Origin of the sequence: Stutzerimonas chloritidismutans (genome assembly GCF_020783375.1) — a bacterium.
In the GTDB taxonomy this organism is placed as follows: Bacteria; Pseudomonadota; Gammaproteobacteria; order Pseudomonadales; family Pseudomonadaceae; genus Stutzerimonas; species Stutzerimonas kunmingensis.
The window spans coordinates 1800315-1821839 of record NZ_CP086067.1 but is presented as its reverse complement, the minus strand read 5'-3'; the positions used below and the strand labels follow the sequence as shown (position 1 = coordinate 1821839).

Below are 21525 nucleotides of genomic sequence, written 5' to 3'. Positions count from 1 at the left end.
GGCTTTATTGTTGTGTGGCCAGATCCGCGCCCGATGGCGAGGCGATGCGAACACCACCCTGCCCTACCAGGATCAGGTTGCCTTGGGAATCGGAGGTGACACCCGACAGCGAACGGCGGTCGGGGCGATTGAACAGCTTGAAGCTACGGCCCTGATCGTCGCTGGTGAGTACCGCGCCGCCGTGACCGACCACCACGATGCGCCCATCGCGCAGCAGGTTGCCGTCGGCCAGCCCGGACTCCAGTACATTGCCGTTGCCGTTGACGAGCTCGATGCCTTCCCAGTTGTCGCCGAAATCGACGGAACGGAACAGGTGGCCGCGCAGACCGAAGGCAACCACAACCCCCGGCTCCGAACCACTGACCACCCCGAAGAACGAACCCTGATACGGCGACTCGGCGCGCTCCCAGGTTTCGCCGAGATCGGAGGAGCGGAACATGCCGCCCAGTTCGCCGACGACGAACAGGCCCGAGCCCTGGATATGGGCGATGGCGTTCAGGTGATAACCGTCCTCGTTGTCGAGGCGCTCACTGATGTCCTCCCAGCTCTGACCGCCATCGATGGTTTCGAGCAGCGCACCGTAGGCGCCCACCGCGATGCCGTGCTGGGTGTCTTCGAACCAGACGTCCAGCAAGGGAGCCTCGCGCTCGCGATCCTCGTACTGCGCCGTCCAGCTCTCACCGCCGTCGGCTGTAGCCAGGATCAACGCGTCATGGCCAACCGCCCAGCCGTGCTTGTCGTCGACGAAGTCGATGGCCGTCAGCAGCTGACGCGTCGGGACCTTGGCCTGCATCCAGCTGGCGCCACCATCGTCGGAATAGAGAATGTGGCCTCGATCGCCCGCCGCAACGAGGCGTTCGCCTGCCTGGGTGATATCGAGCAGAAGATTGGATACCGCCTTGGCCGACTCGATCGAGTAGCGGGCCTGGCCATCGGTAGCGGCCTGGGCGGGTGCCGATGCTGCGAGCAGCAGGAGTGAGAAGGCGCCGCACAGCGAAAGCATGCCGGCAACCGATGAGTGAAGACGCGACGCCCTCGCCTGGCATGGAACCACGGCGCGGCCGGATAGTGTGCGCCGCAGAACGGGCTCACTCATACATACCCCCTTTATTCTTATTAGGTAAGGCCTGTAATGCAGGCTCGGCCATCCTAGCCAGCTTCCACAGACAGGCACAATTGGCCGGACGTTATGAATTGTTAACTCTCACGCAATGATTGACGCGTGATCACTCAGGCTGATTGGGCCAGTGGCCAGTATGTGCCGACCGCCCCTTTCGATCCCGCAGTGACGATCCGACGCGAGGCGCCAAAGGATGGTCACGATACGCAGGATGGTTGTTTGCCATGGATAGTGCCTGGGAACGGGCTCTCGTAAAAGAAAGGCCGATCGCATTGCACGATCGGCCTTGTCGAGTCAGGCGAGGCTCTTGCTCACCACTTCGTAGACATCGCTGGACAGCTCGCCGGAAGCAAGAATGCGCTCCAGCTCGCCCTTCATCAGCGCCTGCCGGGCGCTGTCGTACTTGCGCCAGCGGGTCAGCGGTGCCAGCAGCCGCGAGGCGATCTGCGGGTTCAGCGCGTTGAGGGTGATCACCTGGTCGGCGAGGAAGCGGTAGCCGGCGCCATCGGCGCGGTGGAAGTTGACCAGGTTCTGGTTGGCGAAGGCGCCGATCAACGCACGCACCTTGTTCGGATTCTTCAGGGTGAATGCCGGGTGCTGCATCAGCGTCTGCACCCGTTCCAGCCCGCCGGGCAACGGGTTGCCGGCCTGAACACTGAACCACTGATCCATTACCAGCGGGTTGTCCTTGAAGTGCTCGGCGAAGGCCTGCAGTGCCTTGTCGCGCTCAGCCTCGAACGGCGAGTTGACCAGCACGGCCAGTGCGGTCAAGCGCTCGGTCATGTTGTCGGCCTGCTCGAACTGTTCCAGGCAGGCTTCCACGACTTCGGCTTTTTCGCTCAGCATCAGATACGACAATGCGATGTTCTGCAGGGCGCGACGGGCGAAATGTTCGGCCGAGGCGACATAGGGCGTGCTGCGCGAGGTTTCGCGATTGGCCTGGTAGCGCTGCCACAGCGGCTCGAACAACGCGTCGGCGATGCGCTTGCGGGCGAACTCGCGTGCCGTATGGATGGCATCCACGTCCGCCACTTCGCTGATTTCGGTCAGATAGGCCTCGCCCGGCAACGAAAGCATCTCGGCAACCATGGCTGCATCGAGCGTCTCGTTTTGCAACAGGCTGCGTAGCGCCTCGACCAGGCGCTCATCCATCACCAACGCTTCCCCACGCTGATGCTGACCGATCAGCTCCTGCAGCACCTGCACCGACAGCTGCTGACCCGCTTCCCAGCGATTAAAGCCGTCGGAATCGTGCTGCATCAGAAACATCAGCTGGTCGCGGTCGTACGGGTAATCCAGCTTTACCGGCGCGGAGAAGCCGCGCAGCAGCGATGGCTGCGGACGCTCGGCGACGTCGACGAAGGTGAAGCTCTGTTCGGCTTCGGTCACCGCCAGCACGCGACTGGTGCCCGCAGCTTGCGGCTCGCCTTCCAGGCGCAGCGGCATGTCCGAACCATCGGCGGCGAGCAGGCCCAGCGCCACCGGGATCACGAACGGCTCCTTGGTCGGCTGGCCCGGTGTCGGCGGACAGCTCTGGCGGAAGGTCAGGCGGTAGGTCTTCGCTGCCTCGTCGTATTGCTCGCTGACGGCCAGGCGCGGTGTACCGGACTGGCTGTACCAGCGCTTGAACTGGGTCAGGTCCGCACCGTTGGCGTCCTCCATCGCCTTGACGAAATCGTCGACCGTCACGGCCTGGCCGTCATGCCGCTCGAAATAGAGGTCGCTGCCCTTGCGGAAGCCCTCGTCGCCCAGCAGCGTCTGGATCATGCGCACCACTTCGGCGCCCTTCTCGTAGACGGTCAGGGTGTAGAAGTTGGAAATCTCGATGAAGGATTCCGGGCGCACCGAATGCGCCATCGGGCCGGCGTCCTCGGCGAACTGGTGGGTGCGCAGGTAGGCGACGTCCTCGATGCGCTTGACGGTCGGCGAGTTCATGTCGGCGCTGAACTGCGAATCGCGGAAGACGGTGAAGCCTTCCTTGAGCGACAGCTGGAACCAGTCGCGGCAGGTCACGCGATTGCCCGACCAGTTGTGGAAATATTCGTGGGCGACGATGGCCTCGACGCGCTGGTGCGCGGCATCGGTAGCGGTTTCGGCGCGGGCCAGCACTGCGCTGGAGTTGAAGATGTTGAGGCCCTTGTTCTCCATGGCGCCCATGTTGAAGTCGTTCACCGCGACGATCATGAAGATGTCCAGGTCGTACTCGCGACCGTAGGCCTCTTCATCCCACTTCATCGACTTCTTCAGGCTGTCCATGGCGTGCTGGCACTTGTCGACGTTCTCCGGCTCGACATAGATGCGCAGCGCCACGTCGCGCCCGCTCATGGTGGTGAAGCTGTCTTCGATCGCCCAGAGGTCACCTGCAACCAGGGCGAACAGGTAGGCCGGCTTCTTGAACGGGTCTTCCCAGGTCGCCCAGTGGCGGCCGTCGTCCTCGCTGCCGCTGGCAATCGGGTTACCGTTGGAGAGCAGCACCGGATAGGCCTTTTGTTCGGCGCTCACGGTGGTGGTGAACTTGCTCATCACGTCCGGGCGGTCGAGGTAATAAGTGATCTTGCGGAAGCCCTCGGCCTCGCACTGGGTGCAGAACATGCTGCCGGACTTGTACAGCCCTTCCAGCGCGGTGTTGGTTTCTGGATGGATCACCACCGAAGTGTCGATGACAAAGCTTTCGCTGTCCGGCTGTAGGGTCAGACAGTCTTCGCTGATCTGGTAGTCGCCCAGGCCAAGCTCGCGGTCGTTCAGCGCGATGGCCTGCAGCTCGAGCTCCTGGCCGTGCAGCTCCAGCGGCGGCAGCTTGCCAGCCGGGCGCTCGGGATTGCGGCGCATCACCAGCTGGGCGTGCACCAGGGTGCGGTCCTCGTACAGTTCGAAGGTCAGGTGGGTTTCATCGATCAGGTATTCAGGCGCCTGGTAATCCTTCAGATGAATGACTTTCGGTTGTTCGGTACGCATGGAAACCTCGTCGACTGAGCTTCAAGCGGGTAGCTTCAAGCAGGAATTTGGCGATGGACTGCCAGCCCGGAAACCGGGCTGCGGATGAGTTCGAGCTTAGCGTCTGTCGCGACGGACTTGTAGGGTGGAAACGGAGAAGCCTTTTCCACAGGGTTGTTCCAGGCCGCTCATCCTTGAGCCCGCCGGCCGTAAGCGGTGGATAAGCGAAGCGTTATCCACCCTACGCGGTAGCGCTGGCGGCGACCTGATAAGCGGTGAACTTGCGAATGTTGATCACGCCGGTATCGAGAATCAGGTACTGGCCCTTGATGCCCCTGAGCGTACCTTCGACTACGGGCGTCTTCTCCAGATCGAGACTGACAACCTTGGTCGGATAGGCGTCGACCGGATAGCGAACCTCCAGCACCTCGGCGTCCGCCACCGGCTGGATCGCCTGCAGCCCGTAGCGCTGTTGCAACTCGCGCAACCCATCGGCACAGGCATCGAAGATCTGCTCGCGCATTTCGATCAGGTCGATGGGTTCGGCATCGCCCTTGAGCAGCGCGCGCCAATTGGTGCGATCCGCCACCTGGCTGCGCAGCAGGTCTTCGACCATTCCGGACTGCTGGCGCGTGGCGACGCGCATGATCGGCAGCGCCTGGCTGGCGCCCTGATCGAGCCAGCGCGTCGGCAGCTGCGTGGCACGGGTGATCCCGACCTTGATGCCCGACGAGTTGGCCAGGTAGACCACATGGTCGGTCATGCAGAAGTCCATGCCCCACTGCGGGTCGCGGCAGGTGCCGAAATCGTGGTGGCACTTTTCCGGGCTCATGATGCAGACATCACACTGCGGCAGCTTCTTGAAGCACGGGTAGCAATACCCCTGGCTGAAGCTCTTGTTGGTCTTGCGACCGCAATGGGTGCAGTTGATGGCGCCGAGGTATTCCAGACGCAGGGTCTTGCCGATCAGCGGATTGACCGGCACCAGCTCGTCGTTCAGACGGAAGGAATACTGCGCCGGTGCGCCGAGCTGGATCGACATCTTGCTCAGCGCACCGCGTCCCAATTCGAGCATCAGTGGCGGGTTCCCGAAGCGGGAGCGAACAGGCTGGTATCGATGGCCGGCTCAGCCTTCTTGCTCTTGGAAGCACATTCCTGACCGCCCATGAAGCCGGTGCGCTGTTCTTCCGGGAGGTTCTTAAGTTCCCAGGCGATCACCGCCTGCATGCAGGTTTCCTTCTGCTCTGGGGTCAGCTTGCGGCCGTCAGCCCATTTGCCGAGTTCAAGCGCCTGCTTGAGGTTCAGGTAGATTTCGGGGGTGATGTTTTCGGCGGTTTGGATAAAGGTCGACATGGCCAGCTCCGAGGGAAACGAGCGACCATTCTACCGGGCAGCCGTGCTTTAGGGAAAAGCCTCAGCGCTGGCGCCGACGGCGCGCCAGGGTGCCGCCAATCACGCCGGTCACGCAGCCGGCGACCAACCCGCCGACATGAGCGGCATTGGCGATGGCCAGCGCGCCGAAACTGAGCACCTCGATGACGCCGGTGAGGCAGATCACCAGCCACACCAGCATCAGCACGACCACCCCGGGTGGCAACCGGTAGGCCTCGTTGGGCGCAAGCTTCTGATAGAGCCAGCAGTGCCCGAGCAGCCCGTACAGCACGCCGGAGAGCCCACCGAAAATGCCCGGCCCGCCGAACAGGTACTGGGCGAAGTTGGACACCAGACCGAACAGCAGCGTCAGAGCCAGCAGCATCCAGGCGCGCTGAAGGGCTTCGATGCGCCGCCCCAGCTCCCAGAACCACATGCTGTTCATCGCCAGATGCAGAATGCCGAAATGCACGAAGATCGGCGTGATCAGTCGCCACCACTGCCCGGCGGCGAGTGTCTGCTCCAGCGAGGCGAAGTAGGCGTATTCACCATCGACCCGGAAGTCGACGAAGTTCAGCCAGCGGATCGTTGCGAAATTCTCACCAAGCAGGGTGATGGCCGCGACGACCAGCGTGATGACCAATATTGCTGCGGTCAGCGGGCTGGCGCGCAGGGCGGCGACGAAACCGCCGCGGCGACGCGGCTGTTCGATGACGACGCTGTCATCGCCATGGGGATGCCGTGAGTACAGGTCACGAACCTGCTCGACGACCTCAACCGGCACGCGCAGCACCTGTTGATCGCCCTCCTCCGACACCCGGCACGGCACCCGCAGACGGCGCAGCAAGGCGATGAAACCGCTAAGGTCTTCCGACAGCGGCAGGCGCAGCGCTTCGCTCACCTCGACACTCATGTTCGGAACACCGCGCAGACATCGACCCAGGCGAACTTCGCCGGGTCCAGCCGGACTTCCTGATCCAGTCGATAGGCCACCAGTTTGCCGTTCTTCACCGCGCTGTAGTCCAGGCAGGCCAGATTGTCGCGCAGCGGCCCCGGCTGGCCGCGACGCCAATAGTGGCCAACGAACAGCAGCGGCTCGTCCGGACCGTAGAGGAACAGGCGATTCTTCTGTTGCGCAGACAGTGGCATGCGCGCCGCATGATCCGGCAGGCCATCGGGCTGGAACACCACGTCACCGTAGGTCTGCGGGTTCTCTTCCCAGAATTTGGTACGAAAGAAGGTCCGCACGAAGCCTTCCTCGCTGGTCAGCGTCATGCCCTCGGGCAGCGGCATATCGGTGCCGCGCAGCAGCCGATCCAGCGCCTGGCAGATGAACGTACCCGGCAGGCCGGCTTCGCGCAGGATTGCCGGATTGAGGCAGGCGTCGTTGAGAAACGGACGCAGGCGTGCGATCACCCAGCTGTCCCAGCAGGCATGCACCACGCGGAAGCGTTCGTTCTCGAGAAACAGTGGCAGGCTATAGAACCATTCGCGAAAGGCTTTCCACTCCTCGGGATAGGGTTCGAACTGCTGGAAGGTTTCCTGCAACAGCCGGGCGAAACGCGGCGAATGCTCACGCACGAATTCCCGGCCGCTGCCCGGTGGTGCCGGCATGTACCAGCCCAGCGCATTGAACTCGTGGTTACCCATGATGCAGTAGGCTTGCCCACGATCAACCATGTCGTAGACCAGATGCAGCGCCTCGCGGATATGCGGGCCGCGGTCGATGATGTCGCCGAGGAAGATCACCTGTCGCCGCGAATGGCGCCAGACCCCGCCCTGCAAGCGGTAGCCCAGCTGATCCAGCAGCCGCGCCAGTGCACGACCGCAGCCATGCACATCACCGATAAGGTCGTAGCCGCGTTCGGGATCAAGCTGCATCAATCGCCCCCGCCGAGGCGACTGCCCCAGCCCAGCTTGGTCCGGCAAACTTCGTAGTAGTTGTGGTCCAGCGGATGGATCAGGTGCAGCTTCTGCGGCTTCTTGCGCACCGTCACGGTATCGCCCGGAGCACAGGTGAAGTGGTTCTGGCCGTCGCAGGACACCTGCGGATATATCTGCATGTTCGGCGACACCACGATCTTCAGCTCGCTGTTGCCATCGACCACGATCGGACGGCTCGACAGCGTGTGCGGGTACATGGGAACGACGACGATGGCGTCCAATCGCGGATGCATGATCGGCCCGCCCGCCGACAGCGAATAGGCAGTGGAGCCGGTGGGGGTCGCCACGATCAGGCCGTCGGCCTTCTGGCTGCAGACGAACTGGCCGTCGATGTACAGCTCGAATTCGATCATGCGCGTGGATTTTCCCGGATGCAGCACCACATCGTTGAGCGCGTCGCCCTCGCCGATCGGCTCATCGAAGCGTCGCGCCTGGGCCTCCAGCAGAAAGCGATTTTCCAGGGTGTACTGGCCGTTGAGCACTTCGGCGACTTTCTCTTCCAGCTCATCCGGACGGATGTCGGTGAGAAAGCCGAGGCTGCCACGGTTGATGCCGAGTACCGGCACCCGGTGCTTGGCCATCGCCCGGGCGGCGCCCAGCAGGCTGCCGTCGCCGCCGACCACGATCACCAGGTCGCAGGATTCGCCCAGCCGCTGCCGCGACGAGGTCTGCATGCCGTGTCCCGGCAGCACCTCGGCGATGTTCTCTTCAAGAATCACATGCAGATGGCGTTCGACGAGGAATCGCTTCAGCCGGCGGATGGTATCCAGCACCTGGGAGCTACCCAGGCGGCCGATGATGCCGATATTGCGGAATTGCTCCATTGACGTTCCCTGGTGTGGCTGGGCGGATGGTTGCGGGCAGTCGCAGCGCTCGAAAATAACACGCAGCACGCAGGCGACGACGCCGATACGAATCGGCCATTCGCCTGAATTCCAGCACAGGCGTTAGAGCCCCTGCTCGCCGCGGTGTTCAGCGGCAGCGGATTATCAGCGAAACGCCGGACCATCAGCAAACCGACAGCTATGCTGCATTCATGAGCCTGTGCAGTCTTTCCGCCCTCCCCAACCGCCTCCAGCATCCGCAGGTGCGCGATCTCGCCTGGACGATCCTCTCGCCGCCGCTGCTGAGCGAGGCACCGCAGTGTCAGCGTCACCCGCTGTCCGCGAGCTGCTGGAACAGCGAGCCGGAGCGGCTGGCCAACTGGTTGCGGCAACAGGATGCCGAGCCATCGATTCTCGAAGCCTGGCTGTCGCTGCACCGCATTCGACGACTGGGCCTGTACTACGAGCGGCTGTGGCAATACGCGCTGTCCCACGCACCCGATATCCAGCTGCTCGCCGCCAATCTGCCGATCCGGCAGAACGGCAGCACCCTCGGCGAGCTGGACCTGCTGTTCTGCGATGACCAGGGCGTGCATCACCTGGAGCTGGCCGTGAAGTTCTACCTGGGGCTCGGGCAGGGCGATGGCAGCCGGCACGCGCATTGGCTTGGTCCCGGCAGTCACGATCGACTCGATCTGAAACTCGACCATATGTGCCAGCGACAGCTGCCGCTGTGTACCCAGCCAGCAACGCTGGCGGTGCTCGCTGAACTTACCGGCCGCCCGGTGCAAAGCAGCTTTTGGCTCAGCGGGTACCTGTTCCGCCCCTGGCCGCAGAGCTGCACGCCGCCACTCGGCGCCAACCCGCACCACCTGCAGGGCAGATGGCTGCGCCAGGCCGACTGGCCGCGCTTCCAGTCCGAGACGCCCGACGCCGTCTGGCAACCCATCGCTCGCTCGGCCTGGCTCGCGCCAGCACGTGTCACGCCGGCCGAACTGTGGACTGCAAACCGGTTCGCCGACTGGCAGGCCGCCAATCCGGCACAGGCGCGGGCGCAGCTTCTGGCGCGGCTCGAACCGGATGCATCGGGCGTCTGGCTGGAGCAGGAACGGCTGTTTCTGGTTGCCGATGATTGGCCCTGCAACGGCGCCGCAGCGCGTCCGCTGTCATCCACCTGACACCTTGAACAGCTAGACTGCCTGCCCGACTCGACCCTACAGATCGATAGCCGACAGACCCGCATGCCCACCGACGCGCAGCATCATTCGACATCCTCCCGACTCGACGCCTGGACCATTTTTCTGGTGTTCCTGCGCCTGGGCCTCACCTCCTTTGGCGGTCCCATCGCGCATCTCGGCTATTTCCGCGAGGAGTTCGTCCAGCGTCGCCGCTGGCTGGACGAGCGCAGCTATGCCGATCTGGTCGCGCTCTGCCAGTTTCTTCCAGGCCCGGCCAGCAGCCAGGTAGGCCTGGCGATCGGTTTGCTGCGCGGCGGTTACCGTGGCTCGCTGGCGGCCTGGGCAGGCTTCACCCTGCCATCGGCGATCGCGCTGACGCTGTTCGCGCTGGGAATCGCCACATGGAGCGACGCGCTGCCTGCTGGCATCCTTCAGGGTCTGAAGATCGTCGCCGTGGCCGTGGTTGCCCAGGCCGTCTGGGGCATGGCACGAACGCTGTGCACCGACGCGCCGCGAATCGCCATTGCGCTGGCGGCGGCGAGCACCGTGCTGCTGCTCCCGTTCATCTGGAGTCAGGTTGCGGTCATCGCCACGGCGGGTCTGATCGGGGTGGTTTTCTTTCGCCCTGCCACCACAGAAGCACATGTCGCATTGCCCGTTGCGGTGAAGCGTCGGGCCGCGCTCACAGCACTGGCGCTGTTCTTTGCGCTGCTCATGCTGTTGCCGCTACTCGCCAGCGGCACGGACAACCCGTTGCTGACGTTGCTCGATGCGTTCTACCGCGCTGGCGCGCTGGTGTTCGGTGGCGGCCATGTGGTGCTGCCGCTGCTGCAGGCCGAAGTGGTGCAGCCAGGCTGGGTAGACCGCGATACGTTCCTCGCTGGCTACGGCGCGGCCCAGGCGGTACCCGGACCACTGTTCACCTTTGCCGCGTTTCTCGGCGCCTCGATGAATGAGTCGCCCAGCGGCTTGCTGGGAGCGGCGGTGTGCCTGGTTGCGGTATTCGTGCCGTCGTTTCTGCTGGTCATCGGCGTGCTGCCGTTCTGGGAGCGCCTGCGCAGCAACCGGCGCACGCAGGCAGCCCTGGCGGCGGTCAACGCGGCGGTGGTCGGGTTGCTGCTGGCTGCGCTGTACGATCCGGTATGGACCAGCGGCATCAAGGCGCCAGAGCATTTCGTCCTTGCCCTGCTCGCCCTCGCCGCACTGATGTACTGGAAACTACCGCCCTGGCTGGTGGTGATCGGTGGCGCTGTGGGTGGTGGCCTGATCGGCCTGACCGGCTAAACGACTGGCGAAATCGCGCCGATCAGCTTTCCATCGCCAGCAACACGGCGCTTGCCACCAGGAAAACGCTGAACAGCAGTCGCAGCAGACGTTCCGGCAAGGCATGCGCCAACCGCACGCCCAAGCTGATGCTGAGCAATCCGCCTACCGCCAGCGGCAGGCCCAGCGACCAGTTGACCTGATGATGCAGCGCATAGGTCACCAGAGTGACGCCGGTGCTCGGCGCGGCCAGTGCCAGCGACAGGCCCTGAGCGACCACCTGCGAGGTGCCGAATACGCTGGTCAGAATCGGCGTGGCGATAACCGCTCCACCGACACCGAACAAACCTCCCATTGCTCCGGCACCCGCACCGAGCAGGCCCAGCCATGGCCAGGGATGACGCAGCTGTCCGTCGCCGGCGGCCGGGCGCAGAAACACCCGTAGCAGGGTGTAGGCAGCCAGGGCCAGCAGAAAGCCGACGAACGCCATGCGCATGCGCCCGGCATCCAGCGACACGGCAACGGCCGCACCGGCGATGGCGAATACGAAACTGGCACTGCCCAGCGCGAGGGCATGCCGCCAGTCGATGCGATTGCGCTGGTGATAGCGCCAGATGGCAAGCAGCACGTTGGGCACGACCATCACCAACGCGGTGCCTTGCGCCAGTTGCTGGTCCAGGCCGAACAGCACGCCCAGCACGGGAATCGCGATCAGCCCGCCGCCGATACCGAACAAGCCGCCCAGCGTGCCTAGCGCCAATCCGAGCAGTACGTTCAATCCGATATCCAGCAGCATTCCGACGCTCCAATTCACAGGGGCGCTCATCGTACGCCGCCGCCGCTGGCGTCGGTACGCATAGCCACGCACAATGGCTTTGCGCAGATCGCACAAGCAAGGAATTCGAATGCTGCCCGACGCCCTTTCCGCCCAGCTCAGCCTGTTCATCGATGTGCTCGACGCTGGCAGCTTCTCTGCCGCCGCGCGCCGCCACGGCCTGACACCTTCGGCGGTGGCGCGGCGCATCGATGCACTGGAACAGGCACTGGGCTGCCAGCTGTTCAACCGCAGCACCCACGCGGTTCGCCCGATGCCCGCCGCATTGGCATTCGCCGAGCGCGCCCGGCGCATCGTGCAGGAACTGCACCTGGCGCGCGCCGAAGCGACGTCGCTGGACAGCGCACCGGAAGGCCGCATCCGGATCGACGCACCGGCCCCCTTCGGTCGCCGTCATCTGGCGCCGGCCCTGGCCGAATTTCTCCAGGCCTATCCGGGAGTCGATATCCAGCTGCGTCTGATCGACAGCTTCGTCGACCTGCACGGCGAGCACCTGGGTGAGGTCGATCTGGTGTTGCGCATCGGCCCGCTGGCCGACACCCGTCTCGTCGCCACACCGCTGGCGCCGATGGTGCGAGTAGTCTGCGCCAGCCCCGCCTATCTGGAACGCCGCGGCGTGCCACTACAACCGGAGGAATTGCCCGACCATGATGGGTTGGACTGGGATGCGCTGGCGCCGCCCCATGCGTGGCGCTTCGAGCGCGGCGGGCGACCGCAACTGCTGCGTCCGGGCCGCCTGCGCATGGTGGCGAACAATGCCGAAGCGCTGCTGGCAGGGGCATTGGCGGGACTTGGCATCGCCCACCTGCCAACCTGGCTGATCAGCGACCAGCTGCTGCGTGGCGAACTGCTGCCGCTGTTCTGCGAAGGGGGATTGCCGCAACCGGAGGCCAGCGGCATCTACGCGCTGCGATTGCGACGCGAGGCCGACTCGCGGAGCCGTCTGTTGCTGGAGTTTCTGAAAAACCGCTTCGGCCCGGTCCCTCCCTGGGACCAGGCACTTCAGAGCGGCTTCAAGAGGGAGTGAGGATAGAACGGTCAGGCACCCTGACCTTCGATCTCCTGGGTGACGCCCCAGCCATCAAGCACCCCACCGAGGGGTTCGACCAGGTATTCAAGATCCTGCTCGAAATCGCCGATGCCATCGAACGTCGCATACATCACCTTGCTTACCTGCAGATTCCAGCTTCCGTCCTCACGCGGAAACACCTGGGTATTGATGGTTTCGCCGCGAAAGTTCTGCGCGGCCCTCTGAGCGCGGTCCTGTTCGGAAAATACCGCATAGAACTCGATTGGATGGACTCGGGCGAAATCGAAACCGCCCTCCTTCATCCGGCGCAGAACGGTGCTGCTGACATCCTCGTGGAAGGTGGTGCTCATAAATCAACCTCCTCTCATACCTGGATGAAGTTGCCACGAGCTCAGCGGGAGATCGGCTCCGTCGTCAAGACATCGGGCAAACGGGAGTCGCAACAGCTAGTCGAAGTGACGCGGTGGACGCAGTCCACGCTGACAAGCTAGCAGGCCGCGGAGCCAACTGCGAGGGCTTAATTAACCCCCGGCCCAAGCGCGCGGCCTCGCTCCAGTAGAACCCGGAAAAGTCCTGGCAGTTCAACCCGGACGCTGGATGCAAAAACGGCCCGCACCGTTGCCGGGCGGGCCGTGGATCAAGCACAGCGCGCGTTGCTGCGCCGCTATCACGATCTGGAATCAGTCGTTGCTAGGCTTGGCGATCGCATGCAACACGTATTGCGGCAGTGCAAAAGCGCCAATGTGCACATGCGGGTTGTAATACCGCGTAACGATGCCGCTGCCGGCGAAGCGCTGCATCAGAGCTTCCAACGGCAGCTTGCGGCTCTCGGCACTGCAAGCGCCCCAGGCAAAGGACATGGCACCGCCGATGTAGGTCGGCACGGCCGCCTGGTAGAAATGCCAGTCGGCGAACAGGCCCTGCATGCGTTTGGCAGTGGTCTGCAGTTCGCCCAGTTGCATGAATGGCGTACCGTTCTGCGCAACGAGAATGCCGCCTTCGTTCAGGCAGCGGCGACAGGCCTGGTAGAAATTCTCCGAGAACAACACTTCACCCGGGCCGATGGGATCGGTGGAGTCTGAAATGATGACATCGAACTTCTCTTCGGTGGTCGCCACGAAGTGCATGCCGTCATCGATCACCAGATTCAGCCGCGGGTCCTCGAAGGTGCCGGCGGAATGATTCGGCAGGAACTCCCTGCACATCTCCACTACGGCGCCGTCGATCTCGACCATAGTGATGCTTTCGATATCGCGATGACGTGCCACTTCACGGAGGATGCCACCGTCGCCGCCACCGATGATCAGCACCCGGCGCGCCAGGCCATGAGCCAGGATCGGCACGTGGGCGAGCATCTCGTGATAGATGAACTCGTCGGCCTCGCTGGTCTGGATCACGCCGTCCAGGGCCATCACCCGGCCCATGCGCGGGTTCTCGAAGATCACCAGATGCTGATGCTCGGTGCGCATCTCGTGCAGCAGCTTGTCGACCTGGAACCGCTGCCCGTATCCCTCGTAGAGAGTTTCCTGAAAGTCGCTCATGGGTTATCTCCCTTGACCGGCGACGAAGCAGCGCTCCGCCGCATGATGGCAATCTGGCTTGACGGGCGATGCAGCCTGCCTGCCGAAAAGAGGCGCATTCTACGTTGGCCAAGATGACAGCGGAAACCGCAGGCAGCAAAAGCACACTTCGGGACGACAAGGCCATCGGGAGATCCTAGAGTCTGGTCATGAACGAAATCATCCAATTGCCCTACCTCGAACCCTGGGAATGGCAGCAGTTCCACCGCCATTTCGCCCTGCGCCTGTTGCCCGGCGTGGAGCGGCTGGACGTTAACGGCTACGCGCGCACGCTGCGACTCGGCGAAGCCTGCGGTTGGCTCCACGTGCGAGCGCAGGCCGACCGCCCGGCGCTCGAACTGACTCTCAGCGACTCGCTGCAACAGGCTACCCAGCCACTCGTCGGGCAGGTTCGCAGGATGTTCGATCTGGATGCCGACCCGCAGGCCATCGCCACACATTTCGCTAGCGATCCCGCGCTCGGCCCGTTGATCGCCGCGAACCCCGGCCTGCGCCTGCCAGCCGCCTATGACCCGTTCGAACAGGCGGTGCGGGCGGTGGTCGGCCAGCAGGTCACGGTCAAGGCGGCGGTGACCATTACGCGACGTCTGGTGGAACGCCTCGGCGAGCCGCTGCAGGACGCGCTACCGGGGCTTGAGATGCTCTTCCCTACCGCACAAGCGATAGCCGATGACCCGCTGGACAATATCGGCATGCCATCCAAGCGAGCCCAGGCGCTACGCCGGCTCGCTGCCGCGGTGGCCGAAGGGGCGCTGCAGCTGCATGTGGAAGATGGTGCCGATGCGCTGGTGCAACGACTCTGCGAATTGCCGGGGATCGGTCCCTGGACCGCCGAATACATCGCGCTACGGGGCTTCGGCGTCGCGGACGCCTTTCCCGCAGCCGATCTCGGACTGCTGAAAGCGCCACTGTGGGGCGCGGATGGCATCAGCGCCAAAGCGCTGGCCGGACGCGCCGAAGCCTGGCGTCCGTGGCGCGCCTATGCGGCTATCCATATCTGGGACAACTATTCCAAAGGGGCCAAGGTTGGCTAGGGCGGCGCGATGCGCGTCAGTACCTTTGGCGGAGTCGTCAGCGGACGCTCCAGGATCAGTCCCTCGCCCGACTGCGGGAAGATGCCCGTCAGCGCGGTGATGTTGACCTGGTGGGTGACCAGCACCGCTACCTCGCCGGCCGGCAACTGCTCGACGGCCTCGCGCAAGGCTTCGGTATGCCAGTGCTCGTTTGCGGGCGACGTGAAAAACGAATCCAGCGCAGGCAGTGGTTCCACCCGGCCGAGCGCCATATGCTCGGCGGTCTCCAGCGCACGGCACCAGCGACTGCTGAACAAGCGCACCTCATGCAGACCCGCTTCGCGCAGCCGCGCGCCCCAGCGCCGGGCCTCATCCCGGCCGCGCTGATTCAGATTTCGCTGGGTTTTGCAGTCTTCGAGAACGAAGCCTTCGGGATCGCCGAGACCTGGCGCGCTGGCGTGACGCATGACAAGAATCGCCCGCCCCTCGCGCAATGCCTGCCAGGCCGCCGCGTCGTCAGCCCGAAGCGGCTCGGCAGCAAGTGCCAGCAGACCGATCAGCAGACCGCTGCGCCACATGTGTCACAACCGCGCCTTGCCGAACGGCCCGGCCGCTACCGCCCACATGATCAGACCGACCACGGGCAGCAGCAGGATCACACATGACCAGACAACCTTGTGCCCGACCTCGATGCGGCTGCGCCACACATAAGCGATGGCGAGGACGTCGAGCACGAGAACCACGATGGCCAGCGGGCCGCTGAGGCTTTCCATCAACGGCTACCGATACGGCCCGCGCGAGTCAGGGCGATTGCCGCGCGGCCCCATGATTCCCCAGATGATCAGGCCGAGCACTGGCAACAGAACGATCAGAAGCACCCAGAGCACCTTCTTGCCCCCGGTGCTATCGCTGCGAACGATGCTGATGATCGCCCAGATATCCAGTATCAGGATGAGCAGGCCGAAAATACCGCCGAAGGCATCTCCCATGGGTTCGCTCCTGTTTGGGTGAGTACCTAATCTAGGATGCCAGCGCGGCGGCAGGGTTCAGTAATCGCCCGGTGGCTCAGTAGCGCCGCGGGTCGATCTGCGCAAAGCTGGCGACGGTCTCGTGCTCACCGAGGGCGCCGCCATCGCGGCCCAGCCCACAGACGCGCATGCCGGCCTGCTGCGCGGCATCGAGTTCTTCGACCACATCGGAAAGGAACAGCACCTCGACGGCTGGCACGCCAATGGCTTCGGCGATGCGCTGGTAGGAGACCACCTCGCGCTTGTGCCCGCTGGTGGTATCGAAATAACCGGAGAACAGCGGTGTCAGGTCGCCGGCCTCGGAACAGCCGAAGATCAGCTGCTGTGCCTGGATCGAGCCTGAGGAATACACGTACAGCGCATACCCCTGCGCCTTCCACTCCCGTAGCGCAGCCACTGCGTCCGGATAGATGTGCCCCTTGAGCTGGCCGGCCCGGTAGCCCTGGAACCAGACCATGCCTTGCAGCGCCTTGAGCGAGGTCGCCTTGCGATCGCTGGCGATCCAGCCGAGCAGTATCTCGATGACGCGCTCGATATCCGCATCGCCCTCACCGCTTTCGCCGCGCACCGCCTCGAGCTGCGCAGCGACCGCAGGTTCGCCGGCGTGGCTGCGGATATACGCCGGCAAATGCTCGCGGGCATAGGGGAACAGCACATCGAAGACGAAGCTGACGGCGCTGGTGGTGCCTTCGATATCGGTGAGGATCGCCTTGATCGGCATCTCAGTCGTCCAGCCGCGGGAACTGATCGGCGATGCTTTCGCCGGTGAACTCCGCGACCCAGCCTTCCGGGTTGTTGAACAGGCGGATCGCGACGAAGTGCGGCTCTTCACCCATGTCGAACCAGTGACGCGTGCCGGCGGGCACGGAGATCAGGTCGTTCTTTTCGCACAGCACGGCGTAGACCATGTCATCGATGTGCAGGGTAAACAGCCCGCGCCCGGCAACGAAGAAGCGCACTTCGTCCTCGGCATGGCGATGCTCGTCAAGGAACTTCGCGCGCAGTTCGTCCTTCTGCGGGTGATCGCGGGTCAGGCTGATCACATCCACCGTGACGTAGCCACGCTCGGTCATCAGCTTGTCGATCTGCGGCCGGTAGGCGGCGATCACCTCTTCCTGGCTGGCCCCGGCGGCGATTGGTGCGCTGGCCTCCCAGCGCTCCAGCTGCACACCGACCTTGGCCAGCGTCGGGGCGATGTCTTCGAGGTGGGTCAACACCTTGAGCGGCTGATCGGGTCGGGTCTCGTGATAGACGCTGAGGACACTCATGTTCGGCTCTCCGAAAAGGTCGTCTGACCGGTCGCTACCGGGCAGGCTGGAATTTATCTGGGCTGCAGGGCACGCATCTTCAGTTCGCATTCGAACAGAAATTCGAATGCCTCGATCTGTCGCAGCGCATCGCTCATCGTCTCGCCCCAGGTGTACAGGCCGTGGCCGCGAATCAGGTAGCCGACGCAATCGGGATGCTCGTCAAGCCACGGCTGCACCCTGGTGGCCAGGGCGGCGATGTCCTGATCGTTGTCGAAGATTGGCACCAGCACCTGCAATTCATGGCTCGAGATGCCGCTGAAGGCCTTTTGCAACTCGTAATCGGCGAACACCAGCGAATCGGCCAAGGCGACGCGGGACAGCACCGTGGCATTCACCGAATGGGTGTGCAGCACCGCGCCGATCTCCGGTTTCCAGCGATACAGCTGGGTATGCAGCAGTGTCTCCGCCGAAGGCCTCTTGCCCTCTTCCAGGCTGTTGCCGTGCATGTCGACGGCCAACAGGTCATCGGCAGTCAGCTCGCCCTTGTGCCTCCCGGAAACGGTCAGCAGCAGCTCGGCGCTGGTCAGGCGCGCCGAGTAGTTGCTGCTGGTCGCCGGCGACCAGCCACGACCATACAAGAAGCGTCCGGCGTCGATGATCGCCTGGCTCAGGTGCTGGCGGGTGGCAGTCATGCGCGGTCCTCCTGCAAACGGAAGGCAATGATAGCGGCTGCGGCCAGCGCCGCCAGACTGGCGATGGCGAACGACCAGCCCGGTCCCAGACCGGACCAGGCGTAGCCCGCGTAGAGCGCACCCAGCGCTCCACCGATGCCGGACAGGCTGGCATACAGCGCCTGGCCCTGGCCCTGCTGGCGATGGCCGAAACTGCGCTGGACGAAGTGAATGGCGGCGGCGTGGAAACTGCCGAAGGTCGCCGCGTGCATCAGCTGCGCGACCAGCAGCACGGCCAGATGCTCGGCGAACTGCCCGAGCAACACCCAGCGCAGCGCAGCGATCAGGAAGCTGGCCAGCAGCACCTGACGCAGCGAGAAACGCTCGAGCAGCCGCGCCATTACCAGGAACAGCAGGATTTCCGCGACCACCCCCAGCGCCCACATCAGCCCGATAAAGCTGCGGCTGTAGCCCAGTGCTTCCAGGTGAATACTGAAGAAGGTGTAGTACGGACCATGGGCCAGCTGCATCAACGCCACGCAGCCGTAGAAGGCCAGTACGCCAGGCCGCCGCAGCTGGGCGAGGAACCCGCCCTGCCCGGCCGCCTCGCTACGTTGCCGCGGATGAGCGTTGGGCACCCAGGCACTGCTCAGCACGATACCGACCATCACGAAGGCCACCGCGGTCGGGTAAAGATCGAGGCTCAGCCGCTGGAACAGCAGTCCGAGCCCTACCACCGCGAAGATGAAACCGATGCTGCCCCACAGCCTGACCTGGCTGTAGCGCTCAGTCTGCTCGTGCAGATGCGCCAGGGTGATGACTTCGAACTGCGGCAGCACCGCGTGCCAGAAGAACGCATGCAACGCCATCACCAGCGCCAGCCAGGCAAAGCTCTTGTCGAAGAAGATCAGCCCGAAGGACAGCAAGGTGCACAGCGCGCCGAGACGGACGATTTCCAGCCGGCGACCGGTTGCATCACCCAGCCAGCCCCAGAGATTCGGCGCCACGCAACGCATCAGCATGGGAATGGCGATCAGCTCGCCGATCCGCTCCGGCGAGAAACCCAGATGATCGAAGTACAGGCCGAGAAACGGCGCCGTGGAGCCGAGCAGGCCAAAGTAGAAGAAGTAGAAACCGGACAGACGCCAGTACGGCAGAGCAGCGGCCATAGGCTACAAGCTACCGACTGCGGACAACGGCCGCCTTATGCTGCCGCCGTCGGTCTGCCGTCTACGGCCCGGATTCACAGTTGCGGCAGCACCGGGGTGAGCACTTGCACATCGGCGTTCTGCCCACGGTGGCGCAGCAGGTGATCGAGCAGAACGATGGCCATCATGGCCTCGGCGATCGGCGTGGCACGAATGCCGACGCAGGGGTCATGGCGACCCTTGGTGATGACCTCGACCGGCGCGCCATTCACATCAATCGACTGCCCTGGCGTGGTGATGCTGGACGTGGCCTTGAGCGCCAGGTGGGCGACGATCGGCTGTCCCGAGGAGATGCCACCGAGAATGCCGCCGGCATTGTTGGAGAGGAATCCCTGGGGCGTCAGCTCGTCACGGTGCTCGGTGCCACGCTGGGCTACCGAAGCGAAGCCGGCACCGATTTCCACGCCCTTGACCGCATTGATGCTCATCAGCGCATGGGCCAGCTCGGCGTCGAGGCGGTCGAAGATCGGCTCGCCAAGGCCCGGCGGTACGCCATCGGCGACCACGGTGATCTTCGCGCCCACCGAATCCTGATCGCGACGCAGCTGGTCCATATAGGCTTCCAGCTCCGGCACCTTGTCCGGGTCCGGACTGAAGAAGGCATTCTGCTCGACACTGTCCCAGGTCTTGAACGGGATCTCGATCGGACCGAGCTGGCTCATGTAGCCGCGCACCTGGATGCCCAGGGTCGCCAGATACTTCTTGGCGATGGCACCGGCCGCCACGCGCATGGCGGTCTCGCGCGCGGAGCTGCGGCCACCGCCGCGGTAGTCGCGCAGGCCGTACTTGTGGTGATAGGTGTAGTCGGCGTGGGCCGGACGGAACTGGTCCTTGATCGCCGAGTAGTCCTTGGACTTCTGGTCGGTGTTGCGGATCAACAGGCCGATGGGGCAACCGGTTGTCCTGCCTTCGAAGACGCCGGAGAGGATTTCCACCTCATCGGCTTCCTGGCGCTGAGTGGTATGCCGGCTGGTGCCCGGCTTGCGGCGGTCGAGATCGCGCTGCAGATCGTCCAGCGACAGCTCCAGCCCGGGCGGGCAACCGTCGACGATGGCCACCAGCGCAGGACCATGGCTTTCGCCGGCAGTGGTGACGGTGAACAGCTTGCCGTAGGTATTGCCGGACATGCAGGACGCTCCGCGATCGACCGAAAAACAGGGGCCGGAAGTATACCTGAGGCCGCTACGGTGTCATCGCTCCTGTTGCCGGCGCATACTGACCTTTGCGTCGATTGCCGCGTCCAACCTGCTCCGTGACCAACGAAATCCTTCCATGCGTGCCCTGCTGATACTGCTGCTACTGACCATGTCCCCTTCTTTCCTGCAGGCGCAGACCCTGCTCAACCAGACCCTGAACCTGGATACCGGCAGGGGCGTGCTGCAGGGCAGTCTGTTGCTGCCGAAAAGCGACCAGCCGGTACCGGTAGCGCTGCTGATCGCAGGTTCCGGCCCGACCGATCGCAACGGCAACAACCCGGCCGGACGCAACGACAGCCTCAAGCGCCTGGCCCAGGGCCTGGCCAAGCTGGGCGTGGCCAGCCTGCGCTACGACAAGCGCGGCGTCGGCGCCAGCCTGGCGGCCGCACCGGACGAGCGCGAGCTGAGCGTCGAGGGCTATGTCAACGATGCGCTGGCCTGGAGCGCGAAGCTCAAGGGCGATCCCCGTTTCAGCCAACTGATCCTGATCGGCCACAGCGAAGGCGCGCTGATCGCCAGTCTCGCCGCGCCGAAGTCGGGCGCCGCGGCGCTGATCAGCATCGCCGGCAGCGGCCGACCGATCGACGAGGTGCTGCGCGAGCAACTGCAGGGCCGCCTGCCGCCGGCACTGCTCGCCACCAGTTATTTTCTGATCGACGAGCTCAAGGCCGGCCGAACCCACGCCGAAGTGCCGGAGCCCCTGCAGGTGCTGTTCCGCCCGAGCGTGCAGCCGTACCTGGTTTCGCTGTTCGCCTACGACCCGGCGGAGGCCTTCGCGGCCGTCGAGACACCCGCGCTGATCGTCCAGGGCCGCCACGACATCCAGGTCGGCATCGAGGACGCCGAAGCCCTGCAGCGCGCAAAAGCCGACGCCAAGCTGGCACTGATCGATGGCATGAACCATGTGCTGCGCATCGTCCCGGCGAATGCGCAACAGCTGGCCTCCTATGATGACCCCGACCTGCCGCTCGCCTGGGACCTGCAGGAACGTATCCGACACTTCCTGCAGGCCAATGGCATCCTGCCAGCCTCCAGTTAGGCGCCGCGCTGCCGATAGCCCGCATGACGAGGGCCCGATCG

At 64.2% G+C, this 21525-nt stretch carries 23 protein-coding genes; 5 read left to right on the top strand and 18 right to left on the bottom strand.

The annotated features are described in order from the left end of the window. Positions 1–4 precede the first annotated feature (4 nt). The 7 genes from LLJ08_RS08585 to LLJ08_RS08555 all read right to left on the bottom strand — a co-directional run bounded on the left by LLJ08_RS08585 (position 5) and on the right by LLJ08_RS08555 (position 8193). The gene (locus LLJ08_RS08585) at positions 5–1003 is read right to left on the bottom strand and encodes a WD40/YVTN/BNR-like repeat-containing protein (RefSeq protein WP_228208687.1); all 999 of its coding nucleotides are present in this window, start codon (positions 1001–1003) and stop codon (positions 5–7) included. Between the two features lie 411 nt (positions 1004–1414). Continuing rightward, entirely contained in the window at positions 1415–4075 is a 2661-nt protein-coding gene (gene pepN, locus LLJ08_RS08580; protein WP_228208686.1) for an aminopeptidase N, read from the bottom strand. Positions 4076–4295: 220 nt separating this feature from the next. Next, complete coding sequence (locus tag LLJ08_RS08575; protein WP_228208685.1) at positions 4296–5129, bottom strand: DUF2797 domain-containing protein; 834 nt, start codon at positions 5127–5129, stop codon at positions 4296–4298. Then, positions 5129–5407 (bottom strand): YeaC family protein, encoded by a 279-nt coding sequence (locus LLJ08_RS08570; RefSeq protein WP_228208684.1) that lies wholly within the window; start codon positions 5405–5407, stop codon positions 5129–5131. Before LLJ08_RS08570 ends, LLJ08_RS08575 begins: the two co-directional genes overlap by 1 nt. 61 nt (positions 5408–5468) lie before the next feature. Then, positions 5469–6338, bottom strand: a complete 870-nt coding sequence (locus LLJ08_RS08565) for a rhomboid family intramembrane serine protease (RefSeq protein WP_228208683.1) — start codon at positions 6336–6338, stop codon at positions 5469–5471. Beyond that, positions 6335–7306, bottom strand: coding sequence for a metallophosphoesterase (locus LLJ08_RS08560; RefSeq protein ID WP_228208682.1), 972 nt, complete (start codon positions 7304–7306; stop codon positions 6335–6337). Before LLJ08_RS08560 ends, LLJ08_RS08565 begins: the two co-directional genes overlap by 4 nt. Continuing rightward, positions 7306–8193: an NAD(+) kinase gene (locus LLJ08_RS08555; RefSeq protein ID WP_003280695.1), complete on the bottom strand. Its 888-nt coding sequence runs from the start codon at positions 8191–8193 to the stop codon at positions 7306–7308. The genes LLJ08_RS08560 and LLJ08_RS08555 overlap by 1 nt, the downstream gene beginning before the upstream one ends. 212 nt (positions 8194–8405) lie before the next feature. Here LLJ08_RS08555 and LLJ08_RS08550 point away from each other — a divergent pair, with 212 nt between their 5' ends. Together LLJ08_RS08550 and chrA are read left to right on the top strand one after the other, a co-directional pair. After that, positions 8406–9371, top strand: coding sequence for a DUF1853 family protein (locus tag LLJ08_RS08550; RefSeq protein WP_228208681.1), 966 nt, complete (start codon positions 8406–8408; stop codon positions 9369–9371). A gap of 63 nt (positions 9372–9434) precedes the next feature. Continuing rightward, positions 9435–10655, top strand: coding sequence for a chromate efflux transporter (gene chrA / locus LLJ08_RS08545; protein WP_228208680.1), 1221 nt, complete (start codon positions 9435–9437; stop codon positions 10653–10655). A 22-nt stretch (positions 10656–10677) separates the two neighbouring features. Here the strand turns inward: chrA and LLJ08_RS08540 are convergent, their stop codons facing one another. Then, complete coding sequence (locus tag LLJ08_RS08540; RefSeq protein WP_041014345.1) at positions 10678–11430, bottom strand: sulfite exporter TauE/SafE family protein; 753 nt, start codon at positions 11428–11430, stop codon at positions 10678–10680. Positions 11431–11539: 109 nt separating this feature from the next. Between LLJ08_RS08540 and LLJ08_RS08535 the strand changes: the two genes are divergently transcribed. Next, on the top strand, positions 11540–12496 hold the full coding sequence (locus LLJ08_RS08535; protein WP_023445157.1) for a LysR family transcriptional regulator: 957 nt from the start codon (positions 11540–11542) through the stop codon (positions 12494–12496). Positions 12497–12507: 11 nt separating this feature from the next. Here LLJ08_RS08535 and LLJ08_RS08530 read toward each other — a convergent pair whose 3' ends face one another. Both LLJ08_RS08530 and speE read right to left on the bottom strand, forming a co-directional pair. Further along, entirely contained in the window at positions 12508–12849 is a 342-nt protein-coding gene (locus LLJ08_RS08530; RefSeq protein ID WP_023445156.1) for a ribonuclease E inhibitor RraB, read from the bottom strand. 330 nt (positions 12850–13179) lie between these two features. After that, entirely contained in the window at positions 13180–14040 is an 861-nt protein-coding gene (gene speE, locus LLJ08_RS08525) for a polyamine aminopropyltransferase (protein ID WP_046619666.1), read from the bottom strand. 188 nt (positions 14041–14228) lie between these two features. On the opposite strand from speE, the gene LLJ08_RS08520 reads away from it, so the two are divergent. Further along, a complete protein-coding gene (locus tag LLJ08_RS08520; protein WP_228208679.1) occupies positions 14229–15113 on the top strand; it encodes a DNA-3-methyladenine glycosylase family protein in 885 nt (294 codons plus the stop codon). Here the strand turns inward: LLJ08_RS08520 and LLJ08_RS08515 are convergent. The 8 genes from LLJ08_RS08515 to aroC all read right to left on the bottom strand — a co-directional run bounded on the left by LLJ08_RS08515 (position 15110) and on the right by aroC (position 20376). Beyond that, positions 15110–15670, bottom strand: a complete 561-nt coding sequence (locus LLJ08_RS08515) for a histidine phosphatase family protein (RefSeq protein ID WP_228208678.1) — start codon at positions 15668–15670, stop codon at positions 15110–15112. The genes LLJ08_RS08520 and LLJ08_RS08515 overlap by 4 nt on opposite strands. Before the next feature lie 3 nt (positions 15671–15673). Then, on the bottom strand, positions 15674–15865 hold the full coding sequence (locus LLJ08_RS08510) for a PLDc N-terminal domain-containing protein (protein WP_228208676.1): 192 nt from the start codon (positions 15863–15865) through the stop codon (positions 15674–15676). 6 nt (positions 15866–15871) lie between these two features. Beyond that, positions 15872–16081, bottom strand: coding sequence for a PLDc N-terminal domain-containing protein (locus tag LLJ08_RS08505; protein WP_041014350.1), 210 nt, complete (start codon positions 16079–16081; stop codon positions 15872–15874). 76 nt (positions 16082–16157) lie between these two features. Beyond that, complete coding sequence (gene mtnC, locus LLJ08_RS08500; RefSeq protein ID WP_044315148.1) at positions 16158–16841, bottom strand: acireductone synthase; 684 nt, start codon at positions 16839–16841, stop codon at positions 16158–16160. A 1-nt stretch (position 16842) separates the two neighbouring features. Continuing rightward, on the bottom strand, positions 16843–17388 hold the full coding sequence (locus LLJ08_RS08495; protein ID WP_046619681.1) for a 1,2-dihydroxy-3-keto-5-methylthiopentene dioxygenase: 546 nt from the start codon (positions 17386–17388) through the stop codon (positions 16843–16845). 53 nt (positions 17389–17441) lie between these two features. After that, positions 17442–18062: a methylthioribulose 1-phosphate dehydratase gene (locus tag LLJ08_RS08490; RefSeq protein ID WP_041014353.1), complete on the bottom strand. Its 621-nt coding sequence runs from the start codon at positions 18060–18062 to the stop codon at positions 17442–17444. Continuing rightward, positions 18059–19210: an MFS transporter gene (locus LLJ08_RS08485; protein WP_041014354.1), complete on the bottom strand. Its 1152-nt coding sequence runs from the start codon at positions 19208–19210 to the stop codon at positions 18059–18061. Before LLJ08_RS08485 ends, LLJ08_RS08490 begins: the two co-directional genes overlap by 4 nt. A gap of 74 nt (positions 19211–19284) precedes the next feature. Next, complete coding sequence (aroC, locus tag LLJ08_RS08480) at positions 19285–20376, bottom strand: chorismate synthase (protein ID WP_014820734.1); 1092 nt, start codon at positions 20374–20376, stop codon at positions 19285–19287. Positions 20377–20521: 145 nt separating this feature from the next. Here aroC and LLJ08_RS08475 point away from each other — a divergent pair, with 145 nt between their 5' ends. Further along, on the top strand, positions 20522–21484 hold the full coding sequence (locus LLJ08_RS08475) for an alpha/beta hydrolase (protein ID WP_228208675.1): 963 nt from the start codon (positions 20522–20524) through the stop codon (positions 21482–21484). Positions 21485–21525 lie beyond the last annotated feature (41 nt).